This is a genomic window from Halorubrum sp. 2020YC2 (genome assembly GCF_018623055.1).
Lineage (GTDB): Archaea > Halobacteriota > Halobacteria > Halobacteriales > Haloferacaceae > Halorubrum.
Genome location: NZ_CP076019.1, coordinates 2146924 through 2162360, shown reverse-complemented (window position 1 = coordinate 2162360; position 15437 = coordinate 2146924). Strand labels below are relative to the sequence as shown.

At 69.6% G+C, this 15437-nt stretch carries 14 protein-coding genes and 1 pseudogene; 11 read left to right on the top strand and 4 right to left on the bottom strand.

The window, feature by feature from the left end; genetic code table 11:
• The 3 genes and pseudogenes from KI388_RS10810 to KI388_RS10800 all read left to right on the top strand — a co-directional run bounded on the left by KI388_RS10810 (nt 1) and on the right by KI388_RS10800 (nt 2806).
• Entirely contained in the window at nt 1-1425 is a 1425-nt protein-coding gene (locus KI388_RS10810; protein WP_215086635.1) for an APC family permease, read from the top strand.
• Entirely contained in the window at nt 1425-2231 is an 807-nt protein-coding gene (locus KI388_RS10805; protein WP_215086634.1) for a universal stress protein, read from the top strand. The genes KI388_RS10810 and KI388_RS10805 overlap by 1 nt, the downstream gene beginning before the upstream one ends.
• Nucleotides 2232-2342: 111 nt before the next feature.
• Nucleotides 2343-2806: pseudogene (locus KI388_RS10800) on the top strand (DUF302 domain-containing protein).
• A 29-nt stretch (nt 2807-2835) separates the two neighbouring features.
• On the opposite strand, the gene KI388_RS10795 reads toward KI388_RS10800, so the two are convergent.
• From KI388_RS10795 to tnpA, 3 genes are all read right to left on the bottom strand, one after another.
• Nucleotides 2836-3066: a hypothetical protein gene (locus KI388_RS10795; RefSeq protein ID WP_215086633.1), complete on the bottom strand. Its 231-nt coding sequence runs from the start codon at nt 3064-3066 to the stop codon at nt 2836-2838.
• Between the two features lie 138 nt (nt 3067-3204).
• A complete protein-coding gene (locus KI388_RS10790; RefSeq protein WP_215086632.1) occupies nt 3205-4362 on the bottom strand; it encodes an RNA-guided endonuclease TnpB family protein in 1158 nt (385 codons plus the stop codon).
• Nucleotides 4359-4775, bottom strand: coding sequence for an IS200/IS605 family transposase (gene tnpA, locus KI388_RS10785; RefSeq protein ID WP_215086631.1), 417 nt, complete (start codon nt 4773-4775; stop codon nt 4359-4361). Before tnpA ends, KI388_RS10790 begins: the two co-directional genes overlap by 4 nt.
• A 251-nt stretch (nt 4776-5026) precedes the next feature.
• On the opposite strand from tnpA, the gene KI388_RS10780 reads away from it, so the two are divergent.
• Both KI388_RS10780 and KI388_RS10775 read left to right on the top strand, forming a co-directional pair.
• On the top strand, nt 5027-6928 hold the full coding sequence (locus KI388_RS10780; protein WP_215086630.1) for an ATP-dependent DNA helicase: 1902 nt from the start codon (nt 5027-5029) through the stop codon (nt 6926-6928).
• A 276-nt stretch (nt 6929-7204) separates the two neighbouring features.
• Nucleotides 7205-7396, top strand: a complete 192-nt coding sequence (locus tag KI388_RS10775) for a UPF0175 family protein (protein ID WP_215086629.1) — start codon at nt 7205-7207, stop codon at nt 7394-7396.
• Nucleotides 7397-7492: 96 nt separating this feature from the next.
• On the opposite strand, the gene KI388_RS10770 is transcribed toward KI388_RS10775, so the two are convergent.
• A complete protein-coding gene (locus KI388_RS10770; protein ID WP_215086628.1) occupies nt 7493-8638 on the bottom strand; it encodes a 60S ribosomal export protein NMD3 in 1146 nt (381 codons plus the stop codon).
• Nucleotides 8639-8778: 140 nt separating this feature from the next.
• On the opposite strand from KI388_RS10770, the gene KI388_RS10765 reads away from it, so the two are divergent.
• The 6 genes from KI388_RS10765 to hisS all read left to right on the top strand — a co-directional run bounded on the left by KI388_RS10765 (nt 8779) and on the right by hisS (nt 15420).
• Entirely contained in the window at nt 8779-9132 is a 354-nt protein-coding gene (locus tag KI388_RS10765) for a DNA-binding protein (protein ID WP_215086627.1), read from the top strand.
• Nucleotides 9133-9726, top strand: a complete 594-nt coding sequence (locus KI388_RS10760; RefSeq protein WP_215086626.1) for an asparagine synthase-related protein — start codon at nt 9133-9135, stop codon at nt 9724-9726.
• 96 nt (nt 9727-9822) lie between these two features.
• Complete coding sequence (locus KI388_RS10755; RefSeq protein WP_215086625.1) at nt 9823-10062, top strand: hypothetical protein; 240 nt, start codon at nt 9823-9825, stop codon at nt 10060-10062.
• Between the two features lie 222 nt (nt 10063-10284).
• Complete coding sequence (locus tag KI388_RS10750) at nt 10285-11544, top strand: ABC transporter substrate-binding protein (RefSeq protein WP_215086624.1); 1260 nt, start codon at nt 10285-10287, stop codon at nt 11542-11544.
• Entirely contained in the window at nt 11541-14021 is a 2481-nt protein-coding gene (locus KI388_RS10745) for a methyl-accepting chemotaxis protein (RefSeq protein ID WP_215086623.1), read from the top strand. Before KI388_RS10750 ends, KI388_RS10745 begins: the two co-directional genes overlap by 4 nt.
• A gap of 76 nt (nt 14022-14097) precedes the next feature.
• Nucleotides 14098-15420, top strand: a complete 1323-nt coding sequence (hisS, locus tag KI388_RS10740) for a histidine--tRNA ligase (protein ID WP_215086622.1) — start codon at nt 14098-14100, stop codon at nt 15418-15420.
• The last annotated feature ends 17 nt before the right edge of the window (nt 15421-15437 follow it).

Genomic DNA, 15437 nt, shown 5'->3' with positions numbered 1-15437 from the left:
ATGACCGACGAGCCGAGCGGCCGCAACCTCGACGGCGACGCGCCGGCCGCTGAGGCCGTCGTCGAGACCGGGGGGGCGACGATCACCGAGGACGCGGAGCTCGAACGCACCATCGGACTGACAGGCGGCCTCGCGATCGGGATCGGGACGATGATCGGGGCCGGGATCTTCGTGTTCCCCGGGCTCGCCGGGGGACAGATCGGGACGGCGGCGGCCGCCTCGTTCGCGGTCGGCGGGCTGATCGCGCTCCTCGTCGCGCTCCCAACCTCGGAGCTGGCGACGGCGATGCCGCGGAGCGGGGGCGGCTACTACTTCGTCTCGCGCGGGCTCGGGACGCTCGCCGGGACCGTCATCGGGCTGTCGCTGTGGCTCGGGCTGGTGTTCGCGACCGCCTTCTACCTCGTCGGGCTCGGCTACTACGCGCTCGACGCGCTCGCGCAGGTCGGCGTCACGGTCGGCGCCGGGTCGGGCGCGATCGTCTCCGTCATCGCCGTCCTCGCCGGCGTCGGGTTCACCGTCCTGAACGTCACGGGCACCGAGAACGCCGCGAAGCTCCAGAACGGCATCGTCGCGCTCCTCCTCTCGATGCTCGTCGTCTTCCTCGGGTTCGGCCTCCTCGAGGCGTTCGGGCTCGTCGCCGTCGACACGCCGTCCGGGCAGGCCGCGAACGTCTGGGGGGCCGGGCCGGTCCTCTCGGTCGCCGCCTTGGTGTTCACCTCCTACCTCGGGTTCGCGCAGGTCGCGACGGTGGCCGGGGAGCTGAAAGACCCCGGGCGCAACCTCCCGCTGGCGATGGTCGGATCGGTGCTGATCGTCACGGTCCTGTACGTGCTGACAATCTTCGTCGCGACGAACGTCTTCACGCGGGACGCCCTGCTGGCGGCCGGCGAGACCGCGATAGTCGAGGTCGGCCGCGCGCTGCTCGGGCCGACCGGGGCGCTCGTGATCATCGTCGGCGGCCTGCTCGCGACGATGTCGTCCGCGAACGCGTCGGTCCTCAGCACCTCGCGGGCGATCTACGGCGTGTCGAAGGACGCGCTCCTCCCGCGGTGGGCGAGCCGGGTCAACCTCCGGTACGGCACGCCGCACGTCGCGCTCGGCATGGCCGGCGGCCCGGTCGTCGTCCTCGCGGCGACCGGACAGGTGCAGCTGCTCGCGGAGGTCGCCTCCTTCCTCCACCTGATCATGTACGGGCTGATGTGCGTCGCGCTCGTCGCCATCCGCCGGGACCGCCCCGAGTGGTACGACCCAGACTTCGTCGTGCCCGGCGGGCCCGTGATCCCCGTCCTCGGCGCGATCGCCAGCTTCGGGCTGATCGCCTTCATGAACCGGCTGTCGATCCTCGTCGGGATCGCGGTCATCGCCGCCACGGCCGGGTGGTACTTCTATTACGCCCGCGACGTGGCACTCAAGGGGGTCCTGTGATGACACGCGTGCTCGTACCCATCGCGGTGCTCGACGGAGAGAGCGTCTCGCCCGGCCTGCTATCGCTGCTCGGCGCGGTCGACGTGACCGTGCTCGGCTACCACGTCCTGCCGGAGCAGACGCCGCCGGACCAAGCCCGCCTCCAGTTCGAGGAGCGCGCGACGGCCGCCTTGGAGGACGTCACCCGGGAGTTCGGAGCCGAAGGCGGTGCGGCCGATCACCGGCTCGTGTTCACGCACGACCGCGAGCAGACGGTCCGGCGGGTCGCGGGGGAGGTCGACGCGGACGCGTTCGTCGTCCCCGGGACGACCGGCGACGTCGACCGGCTCCTCGTCTCGCTCTCGGGCGACGTCGACGTCGACCGGGTCCTCTCGTTCGTCGAGGCGCTCGTCGGCGGCCGCGCTATCGGCGTCACGCTGTTCCTCGCGGCCGGGGAGCGGCCGCCCGCGAGCGACGACGCCGCGGGGGACGCCGGCGCGTCCGCGGGGAGCGGGACGACCGAAACCCCCGACGGCGAGACGGCCGAGGCGCGGCTGGCGGCCGCGGCCGACCGGCTCCGCGAGGCCGGGATCGACACCGAAACGACGCTGGCGGCGGCGGGCTCGGCCTTCGACGCGCTCGTCGACGCGGTCCCCGGCCACGACGCGGTCGTTATGGGCGAGCGCGCGCCCTCGCTCCGGTCGCTCGTGTACGGCGACGAGAGCGAGCGGGTCGCGGCCGCCTCGGTCGGCCCCGTCCTCGTCGTCCGCGACCGGCGGGAGACGGACGCGGGCGACGCGGACGCGACGCCTCCGGGTGACGAGTAGGTCGGTCGCCGGACGCGGCACCTTCCGCGGATGCCGCGGCCTCCTGTCAGAGGTAGCGGCAGGTGTTGGACCCGCGAAACAGCTTTTATCAATGGGACGGGAGCCGCCGGCATGAGCGACGCCGCACCCCCCGCGCCGACCGCCGACGAGGCGCTCCACACGACCGTCGACCTCCCCTTCGAGGACGCGGTGCCGTTCGTCCAGCTCGAACACGAGCTGGCCGACTTCGAGACGGTGCGTGTCACCCGGCTCGACGAGATGATCGAGGGGATGCTGGGTCACGACGACGTCGAGCGGACGGCGCTGATCGTCGTCTGTCACCCCGAGATCGCGTACGACGCCCTGCGCATCGACCCCACGCTCGCCGGGATGCTCCCGTGCACCACCCCGTGTACGAGCGCGCCGGCGACGACCGCGTCCACGTCCACCACGTCTCCGCGACGAAGGCGATCCGGGACCTCGGCTGCGCCTCGGCCGCCGGCGTCGACGAGGGCGCCGTCGAGGACCTCGTGGCGAAGACCGGCGAGCTGATGGCGGTCGTCTGGGAGAACATCGAGACGCACGGGCGGGAGTGAGTTCGGCCTCCGGCCGCCGTCCTGTCCCGCTACCGATTCAGCCGCCACCGGATCACTACGGCGGCGAGGAGGACGGTCCCGAACGTGACCGCCCCGGAGACGAGCGCGCCGCGGGCGCTTGTCGCCCCGGTCGCGAACGCGCTCGCGGAGGCGGACCCGCCGACCACCGCCGCCCCGCCCGCCAGCCCGCCGAACCCGATACAGCAGAGGCTCAACAGGCCCACGGCGGACAGCGATCCGAGGATTCCGTCGTCGCTCATCGCTCTCGTTCTCGTATCGGGGCAGGCCACGAATAGCTTGCGCGGTCGGACGCGGCCGGCGCGGCACCGGCGGCCCCGTCGCTCCCGGCCGATCCACCGCTGCCCCGTCCGCCAAGCGAGGGTGTGAACTACCCCTACCTACTTCGTTCGCCTGACAACTCGCTTCGTTGAGGCAGGGGCTTCCAAGTCGGCTCGCAAGCGTACCGTTACAGAGGCTTGGTCAGCACCGCTCGGTTCGAGCGCAGGTTCACATACTGCGCCGAGACTGGATAGTGGGCACGCGATGTCCTTACCCAGTCCTTTCTTTGCGATGTTCGTCGCACCGTTCTTGTCCGCATTGTCGTCCAACCCGCACTCATGGCACAGGAGCCGGCCCTGTTCCTTGCGGGTCGTCGCTTCCTGTTCGCCACACCGCCAGCACGTCTGACTCGTCATATACTCGTTCACGGACTTTACCGCAACACCCGCGAACGTCGCCTTATACTCGATATACTTTTTCAGCGTGTGGTGTGGCATCGAGTGGAGCCGACGATTCATCTCCGCACCGAGGTCTTGGTTCTGGATTCCTTCGAGGTTTCCGACCACGATGAGCGCGTTGCGCTCTTCGGCTTCCTCCACGATAGCGCGAGAAATCTTGTGGAGGCGGTCGTTCACGCGACGGTATTCCTTCCCCTTGACCGACTGGAGCGTGTCGTAGGCTCCCTTCTCTTGGAGACGAGTGCGAAGATTGTGATGGTGACGGCGGATACGGCGAATCTCTCGACCGTAGAACTCGGTGTTACGGGAAGGCAACGCCACCGACGTTGCCACCCATCGAACACCGAAGTCAACGCCGATAACACCGTCGTACTCCTCCCTAACTTCCACTTCTTGCCGAACCGTCAGGTGTGCGTAGTATTCTCCGTCCTCCTGAACGATTTTCGAGTCCTTCACGTCGGCCTCGTCGGGGATCTCGTCGTGCGGTTGAATCGGGACGTTCACGCCACCCCAGACCTGTGAGACGGGGAGTTTCAGCCACCAGTTCGTCAGGTCGGTGTCGTGCTGTTCCACGTCCACGCCAACGTCGAACACGTCGTTGCGGATGAACCACGGGTAGTCGTGGTCGTCGCGCAGGTTGTCGGTGTCCACGTAGGCGTCGGCGCATTGTTTCGTGGCCGAGTAGAGGTCGGCGTCTTCGTCACCACGAATGTATCGCTGGAACGCTTCGTACTCGTGATTGATGGCGTCGAGTTTCGACTGCGTAAGGTCGTCGGTGAGGATTTTCGCCACGACCGTCCTCTCGGCAGTCTGTTTCATTCGTCGTCACGCTCCCGCTGGTTCTCGACGTATTCTTTCAGTACGTCCAGCGATACTTGCCCTGTGGTGATGAGGCAGTACGGGTCTGTCCAAAACGAGTCGCCCCGCAGTTTGTCCTCGATGTGGTCGGCGTATTCGTTGCGGATGCGTCGAGCAGACGCGCCTTTGAAGACGTTGATGAATTTGGCAAGGTCGGTTGTGGGGATGGATTTGAACAGGAGGTGAACGTGATCGCGGTCGGCTTCGAGGTTTTTGATTTCGACGCCGTAGTTGTCAGCGAACCCGCTCACGACCTCGCGGAAGAAATCTCGGAGTTCTTTGTTGAACACCTCGCGTCGGTATTTCACGACGAGGACGAGGTGGTAGTGTAGGGAGTATGTCGAGTGCGCTCCCGTATCGAGGTCGTATTCCATCGGGCTCACTTCTACTATCAGTATATTGTCATATAATTCTTTGGTTAGGGTATTCGATTTTGTGGAGAGCCCAATCTCGTGTCGGCTGTATCCCCGCCCTACTGCGTCCTCAGAACGCGGAGCGTTCTGATGTGCGAACGAGAGCTTCGCTCTCGTTAACGCTACTCGATCGCTTGGCCCCCTGCGTTGCTCCTTGAGAACGGAGACTTAGCCTCGCAAAAGTTAACCCCGCCAGCGCGCGAGGGCGTCGTGTGGACCCGAGCCGGATCCCCGCCGAGTTCCCCGCGCCGAGCTACCGCGGCGCGCAGGAGCAGGCCCTCGACGACATCCGCGACGCGTTCGCGGCCGGGAACCGGGTCGTGTTAGTGCGCGCGCCGACGGGCAGCGGCAAGTCGCTGCTCGCCCGCGCGATCATGGGCGCGGCCGAGACCGCGGGCGAGGCGGCCCCCAGCGAGGCGACCGGCGCCTACTACACGACCCCGCAGGTGTCGCAGATCGACGACGTCGAGGCCGACGACTTACTCGACGACCTGGCGGTGATCCGCGGGAAGTCGAACTACGACTGCGTCCTCCCCGGCGAGCACGACACGCCCGTGAACCGCGCGCCCTGCGCGCGCCAGCAGGGGTTCGACTGCTCGATCCGCCACCGCTGCCCGTACTTCTCCGACCGCGCCATCGCCTCCGGCAACCGGTTCGCCGCCATGACGCTGGCGTACTTCATGCGCACCGCCGGCTCCGAGGTGTTCCGGAAGCGGGACGTCGTCGTCATCGACGAGGCGCACGGGCTGGCGGAGTGGGCCGAGATGTACGCCACTATCGAAATCTCGCCCGAGCGCGTCCCGGTGTGGGACGACGTCGGCGTCCCCGACGTCGCGGCCGACGCCGGTCCCAAGGAGGACGCGCTCGACCGGACCGCGCGGTTCGTCGAGACCCTCCGCGACGCCGCGAGCCGCGCGAAAGACGAGCTGGTGGGCCAGCCCGAACTCGACCGCGAGGAGGTCGCCCGCCGCGACCGGCTTCAGGAGCTGATAAGCGAACTCGGCTGGTTCTTAGAGGACTACCGCGACCCCCAGTCCCCGACCTCGTGGGTTGTCGACCAGCCGGGCGGCGAGGGGACGGCGGTCGAGATCAAACCGCTCGACCCCGCGCGGTACCTCAGGCACACGGTGTGGGACCGCGGCAACCGCTTCGCGCTGCTTTCCGCGACCATCCTCTCGAAGGAGGCGTTCTGCCGCGGCGTCGGCCTCGACCCCGCCGACGTCGCCCTCGTCGACGTCGAACACACGTTCCCGCTCGCGAACCGGCCCCTGTACGACGTGACGCAGGGGTCGATGACCTACGAGCACCGCGACGAGACGACCCCGGAGATCGCCCGGCTGATCGCCCGGCTGATGGCGGAACACCCCGACGAGAAGGGACTGATCCACGCGCACTCGTACGACATCGCGGAGCGGCTCACCGAACGGCTAGGCGAGTTCGGCGTCGCCGCGCGCGTCAGGCGCCACGACCGGGAGAACCGCGACGGCGAGTTGGAGGCGTGGAAGGCGAGTTCGGACCCGGAGGTGTTCGTCTCGGTGAAGATGGAGGAGGCGCTTGACCTCAAAGGCGACCTCTGTCGCTGGCAGGTGGTGTGTAAGGCGCCGTACCGGAACACGAACGACTCGCGGGTCGCCCGCCGCCTCGAAGACGGGCAGTGGGCGTGGTACCACCGCACCGCGCTCCGGACCGTCATTCAGGCATGCGGGCGGGTCGTCCGCGCCCCGGACGACCACGGCGCGACGTACCTCGCGGACGACTCCCTGCTCGACCTCTTCGAGCGCGCCGAGGCCGACACGCCCGACTGGTTCCGCGATCAGGTCGACGCGATGACGACCCCGTCGCTGCCGGCGTTCGACCCGGAAGCGGCGCTGGCCGGCATCGACGCGTCGCCGTCGGGCGGCGCGGGCGCGGGACGGCGGAGCAGGCGGTCGAGGGGTTCCGCCGACGCCGGCACCGGTCGTTCGTCCCGCGACGACGCCGGCCGCGGAGGCGACGGCGGCGACGCGACCGCCGACAGCAGGACGGCCGGCGACGAGTCGGTCCGGACCCGATCCGAGCGGGACGCCGAGCGCCGGCAGGACCACCCGCTGTCGGATGTGTGGGGCGACGGCTGACGGGGGTTACCGCGAGCCGGCCGTCACAGCAGCGAGACGCCGTACGCGACCATGGAGCTCACCATGAGAAACGCGAAGAACAGCGCCATGACCTGTTGTCTGTCCATACCGGCGTGTCGGCCGCAGAACGGTATAACTCCTGCGGGCGAGGGGCGGCGAGCCGGCGTCGTATTATGACTCCCGTGCCGATCATCTGTCAATATATATCGTATAAGGTGTATCAGGTCCCTCAATGAAGTAGTAACCTTCATAAACCCTCACGCGACTACTGGATGTATGGCCACGAACGGGCTGTCGAGTGCGCTGACGCTGTACGGTGCGCGAACCCTGACGCTGTCGCAGGCGGCCGCACAGGCGGGGCTCAGCGAGTCCGAGTTCATCGAGCAGCTCGAACGCCGCGGCATCGAGGTAACCGACTCCGAGCGCGCCGCAGCCCTCGGCAGCGAACGGCCCGCCCGCGCAGACTAACCGCGACGCGTTGCCGTCCGCGACGCGCCGCGCCGTTTTTTCGATCCGCTCCCACGAACGATCAGTTTCCTCTCCGAGCCGAACCTCGGGAAGCCGTCAGTCCCGACTCGGCGCCGACTCCGCGGGCCGTTCCGCGCCTTCCTCCGGCACGAGGTGAACGTCGCCGCCGTGTTCGAACGCGAGGACCGAGTCGGCGTCGCCGTCGACGAACGCGGGGTTCGGCACGGTCTTCGCCTCGTAGGTGACGGGGTCGAGCACCTGGATCGCGTTCTCGTCCTCGACGGTCACCACGGTCGTCTCCGCCGCGTCGCCGCGGGCGCCGAGCCGGGTCGCGTCGGGGGCCTCCCCGTCCGCGAACGGGGAGGCGTACGCCGCGCCGGTCGCGAGCCGCACGCCCCGAAGGCGGTCGGAGACGCCGGTGACGAGGACCGGGCCGTCGCCGTCCTCGGGGTCGATGATCTCGCCTTCGGCGTACTTCGGGAGGCGGACCGCGAACGTGACGCGGTACACCTCGTTGCCGTCGCCGTCCTCGGTGACGAGCGTCGGGTACGACTCGAAGCTCCCGCCGAGCGACTCGGTGATCCGGGTCGCGACGTTCTGCGCGAGCCGGTTCGAGGAGAGCTTGACGTCCGGACCGTCGTCGGTCTCTTTCACCTCGGTGATGAACGCCTCGCGGTCGCCGTCGGCCTCCTGATCGGCCACGTACGACTCCGCGATGTCGAGCGCCTCCGCGCGCTCGGCGGGGGTGAGGTCGCGCTCGTCGGCGCGGACCTGAACGATCCCGGCGTAGTAGCCGCCCGCGATGCGCCCGCAGCGGTCGCAGGTCCCGCGCGAGATTTTGACCGGGACCGTCACCTCCGCCGAGCGCAGGGTGTCGCGGACGACGCCGGAGAAGCGGCAGTGCATCCGGACCGTGTTCTCGTCGACCTGCTCGGGCTCGACGCCCCACTCGACGTCTTCGGCGTCGACGTGGACGCCGAGCGCCTCGGCCACCTCGTCGACCGCGATGTCGGTGTAGTCGCGCGCGCCCACGTCGCGCCACGACTCGCCGCGCCTGACGGCGCCGCAGCCGGAACAGACCAGCACCTCGATCCGGTCGGGCGCGTCGACGAGGTCGAAGTCCTCGAAGTAGCAGTCGTCGCAGAGCAGCGCGTCTCGCCCGCGCGGCTCGCCCGGAAGGGGGTCGCGCCGCTCGGGGACCGGGTCGCCGCAGCGCGGACAGAACTCCCGCGACTCGCTCATTGACGCCGGCTACGCCGAGGACCCGTTTAAACGGCGCGGACCGTCCCGGTCCCCGCGGGGTGCGCGCGGCCGCATCCGGCCGCTCCGCGCAGGTCGCGACCTCCGAAATGGTTTTTCGCACGGACCGAGAACGGGCGTGTATGAGCGGCAACCCCGACGACGAACGGCTCGAGGAACTGCGCGAACAGAAGATGGAGGAGCTCCGCGAGCGACAGGGCGGCGAGGGCGACGCCGCCGAGGCCCAACAGGAGGCCCAACAGCGCGCCGAGGCCCAACAGGAGGCGGTGTTGAAACAGCACCTGACGGACGGCGCCCGCCAGCGGCTCAACGCGGTCGAGATGTCGAAACCGCAGTTCGGCGAGAAGGTGAAACAGCAGGTCGCCGCGCTTGCGCAGAGCGGACGGATTCAGGGGCAGATCGACGAAGACCAGATGCGAGACCTGCTCAAAGAGCTCCAGCCCGAACAGAAGAGCTTCGACATCCGCCGCCGGTAGATGGAGCTGGCGCTGCTGTACAGCGGGGGGAAAGACTCCTCGCTCGCCGCCCACCTGCTCGACCGGTTCTACGACGTCCGCTGTGTCACCGGGAGCTTCGGGCTCACCGACGACTGGGAGCACGCCGAGCGGGCGGCCGCCGAACTCGGGTTCCCCTTCGAGCGCGTCGACCTCGACCCCGAGGTGGCCGAGACCGCCGCCGAGTCCATGGTCGCGGACGGCTACCCCCGGAACGGGATCCAGCGCGTCCACGAGCACGCCCTAGAGACCATCGCCGCGCTCGACGTCGACGCCATCGCGGACGGGACGCGCCGCGACGACCGCGTCCCGACGGTGTCGCGGGCGCAGGCGCAGAGCCTCGAAGACCGCAACGGCGTCGACTACATCTCCCCGCTCTCCGGGTTCGGCCGCCACGCCGTCGACCAGCTCGTCGACGCCACCTTCGACGTCCAACAGGGGCCGAGCGAGGAGGTCCCGAAGGCGGACTACGAGGACGAGCTCCGGACGCTCATCGCAGACGAGTACGGCGCCGAGACCGTCGACGACGTGTTCCCCGACCACGACCAGACGTACGTCCACGGCCGGAGCGACTGACGCCCGACGCGGCGGTCGACGGCCCGGGCCCCGGTTAAAGACCCTCGCTACTGTGCGACTCCCGTTTCCCGCCTCCGGCCACACGGATCGAGTGTGATGGCCGAAGACCGACGCGACGCCCCGCAAGAACGTCTCGACGCCCTCGACGAACAGTTCGCACGCCACGCCGTCCGCCCGATAGCGACGCGGACGCGAGTCCCGCGGTCGTCCGACGCCGCCGACGACGAGGGGCCGAGCGAATCGACGCGCGATCGGGAGGAGACGGCCGGCGGCGAGCCGGACCAGGAGGAGACGGCCGGCGACGAGCCGATATATCCGCGGACGCGGGTTCCCTGACCGCGGCCGGCGAACCGCCGACCGCGCTTCGTTTCGTCTCGCTCGCTTCGCCCCGTTTCTCAGATCGTGTGTTTTTCGATTCGCACCCGGTTCCCGTCAATTCGCACGTCGAACGGCGTGTCAACCGCTCTCTCGGGGATTGGAAATACACCACACACTCTAGTTATCGAGAGTGATAAATTAGTCTGAGGGGTTAAAACCCGATGCTGGTTCCGGACGCGTGTGTGTCCTAACAGACCGATACGGGAACGCAGTCGCCGCGAGCTGCTGGCCGCGACGGCCGGAGCCGCCGCCTTCGGGCTCGGGGGCTGTCTCGGATCGAACGCCGAACGCACCGAGGATCGCCGCACGCCCCTGTCGGAGCGGACCCTCCGATACGGCGGTGTGATGGCGCTTTCCGGCGGGTTGGAGTCCGTGGGGACCCCGATCGCCGACGCGGTCGAGCTCCCGGGCAAACAGCTCGACTCCTCGGAGGTCGAGGCCGACGTCGAGTGGCAGATCGAGGACTCGGAGACGACGGCTCGCGGCGGGATCGACGCGATGCGGACGCTCGTCGACGCCGGGTTCCCGGCCGTCGCCGGGCCGCTCGGCTCCGACGTGACCCTCCAGGCGGTCCAGCAGGCCTCCATCCCGTCGGAAGTCGTCAACTGCTCGCCCGCGAGCACGACGCCGACGCTCTCGATCCTCAACGACCGCGGATTCAGCTTCCGGACCGCGCCCGACGACTCGCTGCAGGCAGTCGTCGCCGCGGGGCTCGCGGCCGACGAACACGACGCGTCGTCGGCGGCGACGCTCCACATCGCGGGCGACTACGGCCGGCAGCTCTCCGGCGCCTTCGCCACGTCGTTCGACGGCGAGATACAGCGACAGGTCTCCTTCTCCGACGAGTATGAGGAGCCACTCGCAACCGCGCTCTCGGGCGAGCCGGACCTGCTCTTCGTGATCGGCTACCCGGAGGACGGCGTCGAGATATTCGATCACTACTACGACGGCCACGCCGGCGACGAGACCGTGTTCACCACCGACGGCATGATGGACCCGTCGCTCCCGGAGCAGGTCGGGGAGCCGATGTCGAACGTCTACGGGACCGCCCCGTCCTCGAACGGTCCCGGCTACGACGCCTTCGCGGAGCGCTACGAGTCCGAGTACGGGAGCGATCCGGGGATCTTCACCGCGAACGGGTACGACGCCGCGGCGGTGCTCCTCCTCGCGAACGCCGCCGCGGGCGAGAACGACGGGGGCGCGATCCGAGAGCAGATGCGAGACGTCGCCTCCGGCGGCGGCACCGAGGTCACGCCGGACACGCTCGCGGAGGGCGTGCGCCGCGCCGCCGCGGGCGACCCGGTCGAGTACCGGGGTGCGTCCAGCGAGGTCGTCTTCGACGAGAACGGCGACGTCTCCGGAATCGACTACGAGTACTTCCGGTACGACGCCGACGGGATCAGCGTGGTCGAGACGGTCTCCCCGGAGGTGGGCGAATGAGTGACCCCGGCCCCCGCGGGAGCGACGACGCCCCGGGCGACCCCGACGACTCGGTCCTCTCTCGGGCCGCGAGGCGGCTCACGCCGGGCGTGATCCGGCGCAACTACCGGGCGAAGTTCGTCATCTCCATCCTCCTCGTCGTGGTCGTCCTCGCGGCCGTCGGCGGCGTGAACTACGCGAGCGCCGAGGCCACGGTCGAGCGGGACGCCGAACAGCAGCTCACCTCCGCGGTGGACATGTACGCCGACTCGATCAACGAGTGGGCGGTCTCGATGGAGACCCACGCCCGGTCCGTCTCGTCGACGCAGGCGCTCGCGGGGGCGGACGCCGGGACCGCCGAGGGTGAACTGATCCAGAAGCAGGCGCAGCTCCCGGTCGACGTGCGGGCGATCCACCTCGTCGACACGGCCGAGGGGAGCGTCGTCACGAGCACGTCGCCCGCGCTCCGCGGCGAGTCGGTCGACGGCGTCGACGCCCCGTGGACCGACGTCGAGCCGGGCGTCGACCTCACCTCGTCGAACGACGTGTGGAGTTCGCCGACCGCCTACGAGTCGAGCGCGATGGGCGATCAGGTGATGGCGTTCGCAAGCCCCGTCGAGGGCGACGAGTCGCGCGTTGTCGTGCTGGTCGGCACGCTGGAGTACCGGGTCGACAACCTCCGGCAGCTCCACGCCGACCAGGAGACGACCATCGTCGGCGCGAACGGCGAGACGATCCTCTCCGGCGGCGACGGGACGCTGGACGCCGACGGCGACGTCGTCTCCGAACTCGGCGCGTCCCGCGACGGGACCGCCTTCCAGCGCGGCGACGACGAGGTGGCGGCGTACGCCTCGACCGGCGACAAGGAGTGGGTCGCGGTCACCACCGTCCCGACCGCGCAGGCGTTCGCCGCGGGCGACGCGGTCGGTACCAGCGTCCTGACCGTGATCGGCGCCGGCCTCCTCTCGCTCGTCGTCGTCGGACTCGCCTTGAGCCGGCAGACGGTCGGCCCGCTGCGTGACCTCCGCGACCGCGCGGAGCGCATGGAGGCCGGCGACCTCTCGGTCGACCTGGAGACGAACCGGATCGACGAGATCGGTCGGCTGTACGGGTCGTTCGGCGCGATGCGCGACTCCCTCAGCACCAAGATCGACGAGGCGGAGACCGCACAGGAGGCCGCGGAGTCCGAGCGCGAGCGGATGGCGCGGCGGAACGAGCGGCTGCAGTCGACCGCCGACGACTACGGCGAGACGATGCGGGAGGCGGCCGACGGCGACCTCACGGCGCGGATGCGGACCGACGCCGACGACGAGGCGATGGCGGCGATCGCCGAGGAGTTCAACGGGATGATAGCCGAGATAGAGCGGACGTACGCCCGCCTCTCGGCGTTCGCCGACGAGGTCGCCTCGGCGTCCGAGCAGGCGACCGCCTCCGCCGAGGAGGTGGCCGAGACGGCGTCGGAGGTAGCCGGCTCGGTCGACGAGATATCGCAGGGGGCCGCCGACCAGAGCGAGTCGCTGACCGAGGTGAGCGGCGAAATGAGCGACCTCTCCGCGACGATCGAGGAGGTCGCCTCCTCGTCCGATCAGGTCGCCGACGCGGCCGCGCGGACGGCGGCGGCGGGCAACCGCGGGCAGGAGGCCGCCGAGGAGGCGATCGACGGGATGGAGGCGACCGAGGAGACGGTCGAGGACGCGGTCGCGGCGATCCACGCGCTCGACGAGGAGGTGAGCGAGGTGGACCAGCTGATAGACCGGATCTCGGAGATCGCTGAGCAAACGAACATCCTCGCGTTGAACGCCAACATCGAGGCCGCCCGCTCCGCCGGCGAGGCGGGCAAGGGGTTCGAGGTGGTCGCGGAAGAGATCAAGGCGCTGTCCGACGAGGTGAAAGACGCCGCCGAGACCGCGGAGTCGCGGATCGACGCGATCCGCGGCCAGATGGACCGGTCGACGGCGGAGGTCGAGTCGACGAGCGAGCAGATCGACGACGCCGCGGAGCGCGTCGACGCCGCCGTCGACGACCTCGAACACATCGCCGACCTCGCGGACGAGACCAACGACGGGGTCCAGGAGATATCCGACGTGACCGAGGAGCAGGCCGCCTCCACCGAGGAGGTCGTCTCCATGGCGGACGAGGTGGCGACGATCAGCGAGGAGACCGCCTCCGAGGCCGACACCGTCGCCGCGGCCGCCGAGGAGCAGACCACCTCGCTGGCGGAGGTCTCGGAGTCCGTCTCGTCGCTCTCCGAGCGCGCTGCCCAACTCTCGGAGACGCTCGACCAGTTCGAGACGGACGCTGATGTGGCGCTGGCGGACGGCGAGGAAGATTCCTTCGGGGACACGGGATCCGCCGCCGACCCCGCCGACGCGGGGGCCGGTGAAGCCGCCGACCCCGCAGTTCCGGGAGCGGCCGGCCCGACCGACCCGGGAGCCGCCGACCCAGCCGATTCGGAAGCCGCTGACCGCTCCCCGACGGGCGAGGCGAACTCGGACTGAACCACCGAGGCGGGGTCGAACCGGCGGCCGCCCCCGAAAGGATGGTTTCAAGCGGGCGACCGCCGAACCGACGCCCATGTACGACGGCCTCAAGGGATTCCGCGACTTCTACCCCGGCGAGCAGTCCGCCCGCCGCGAGGTGACCGACGCGATCGAGGACGCCGCGAGCCGGCACGGCTTCCGCGAGATCGCCACGCCCGCCTTGGAGCGGACGGAGATGTACGTCGACAAGTCCGGCGAGGAGATAGTCGAGGAGCTGTACGCCTTCGACGACAAGGGCGGCCGCGGCGTCTCGATGACCCCGGAGCTGACCCCCACGGTCGCCCGGATGGTCGTCGCGCGCGGGCAGGAGCTCTCGAAGCCGATCAAGTGGGTGTCCACCCGCCCGTTCTGGCGCTACGAGCAGGTCCAGCAGGGCCGGTTCCGCGAGTTCTACCAGACGAACATCGACGTGTTCGGCTCCTCGGCGCCCGAGGCCGACGCCGAGGTGCTCGCGGTCGCGGCCGACGCGCTCACGAGCCTCGGTCTCACCGGCGACGACTTCGAGTTCCGCGTCTCGCACCGCGACATCCTCGGCGGCCTCGTCCGCGCGCTCGCGGACGACCCCGACTCGGTCGACGCCGAGGCCGCGATCCGCGCGGTCGACAAGCGCGCGAAGGTGGACGACGGCGAGTACGTCGGCCTCCTCTCCGACGCCGGCCTCGCCCGCGACACCGCCCGCGAGTTCGACGACCTCATCTCGGGCGTCGAGACGGTGGACGACCTCGACGCGGTCGCGGAGGCGGGCGACGAGTCGGTCGAAGCCGCGGTCGAGAACCTCCGGAACGTGCTGGCCGCGGCCGATGACTTCGGCGCGGGCGAGTTCTGCGAGGTGTCTTTGACGACCGCCCGCGGGCTGGACTATTACACCGGCGTCGTCTTCGAGTGCTTCGACTCCACCGGTGAGGTGTCCCGCTCCGTCTTCGGCGGCGGGCGCTACGACGACCTCATCGAGAGCTTCGGCGGCCAGCCCACCCCCGCGGTCGGGGTCGCGCCCGGCCACGCGACGCTGAAGCTCCTCTGTCAGCGCGCCGGCGTCTGGCCCGACGAGGCGCTCTCGACCGACTACTACGTCCTCTCGGTGGGGGACACCCGGAGCGAGGCGGCCGCGCTCGCCCGCGACCTCCGCGCGCTCGACGACGACGTGGTCGTCGAGCAGGACGTCTCGGACCGCTCGTTCGGCGCCCAGCTGGGCTACGCCGACTCGATCAACGCCGAGACGGTCGTCGTCGTCGGTGAGCGCGACTTAGAGAACGGCGAGTACACGGTGAAGGACATGGCGAGCGGCGACGAGACGACGGTCCCGGTCGAGGAGTTCCCGCCCGACGAGGGGCTGCCGACGTACGAGGACTACGAGTAGCGCTTTAGCCCCGGTTT

What these genes read in the sequence shown, in the direction of transcription:
- KI388_RS10745 (WP_215086623.1), top strand. Translation starts at nt 11,541, where the DNA reads ATGAGTGACCCCGGCCCCCGCGGGAGCGACGACGCCCCGGGCGACCCC.
- KI388_RS10790 (WP_215086632.1), bottom strand. Translation starts at nt 4,362, where the DNA reads ATGAAACAGACTGCCGAGAGGACGGTCGTGGCGAAAATCCTCACCGAC.
- tnpA (WP_215086631.1), bottom strand. Translation starts at nt 4,775, where the DNA reads ATGGAATACGACCTCGATACGGGAGCGCACTCGACATACTCCCTACAC.
- KI388_RS10810 (WP_215086635.1), top strand. Translation starts at nt 1, where the DNA reads ATGACCGACGAGCCGAGCGGCCGCAACCTCGACGGCGACGCGCCGGCC.
- KI388_RS10755 (WP_215086625.1), top strand. Translation starts at nt 9,823, where the DNA reads ATGGCCGAAGACCGACGCGACGCCCCGCAAGAACGTCTCGACGCCCTC.
- KI388_RS10795 (WP_215086633.1), bottom strand. Translation starts at nt 3,066, where the DNA reads ATGAGCGACGACGGAATCCTCGGATCGCTGTCCGCCGTGGGCCTGTTG.
- hisS (WP_215086622.1), top strand. Translation starts at nt 14,098, where the DNA reads ATGTACGACGGCCTCAAGGGATTCCGCGACTTCTACCCCGGCGAGCAG.
- KI388_RS10805 (WP_215086634.1), top strand. Translation starts at nt 1,425, where the DNA reads ATGACACGCGTGCTCGTACCCATCGCGGTGCTCGACGGAGAGAGCGTC.
- KI388_RS10770 (WP_215086628.1), bottom strand. Translation starts at nt 8,638, where the DNA reads ATGAGCGAGTCGCGGGAGTTCTGTCCGCGCTGCGGCGACCCGGTCCCC.
- KI388_RS10775 (WP_215086629.1), top strand. Translation starts at nt 7,205, where the DNA reads ATGGCCACGAACGGGCTGTCGAGTGCGCTGACGCTGTACGGTGCGCGA.
- KI388_RS10760 (WP_215086626.1), top strand. Translation starts at nt 9,133, where the DNA reads ATGGAGCTGGCGCTGCTGTACAGCGGGGGGAAAGACTCCTCGCTCGCC.
- KI388_RS10765 (WP_215086627.1), top strand. Translation starts at nt 8,779, where the DNA reads ATGAGCGGCAACCCCGACGACGAACGGCTCGAGGAACTGCGCGAACAG.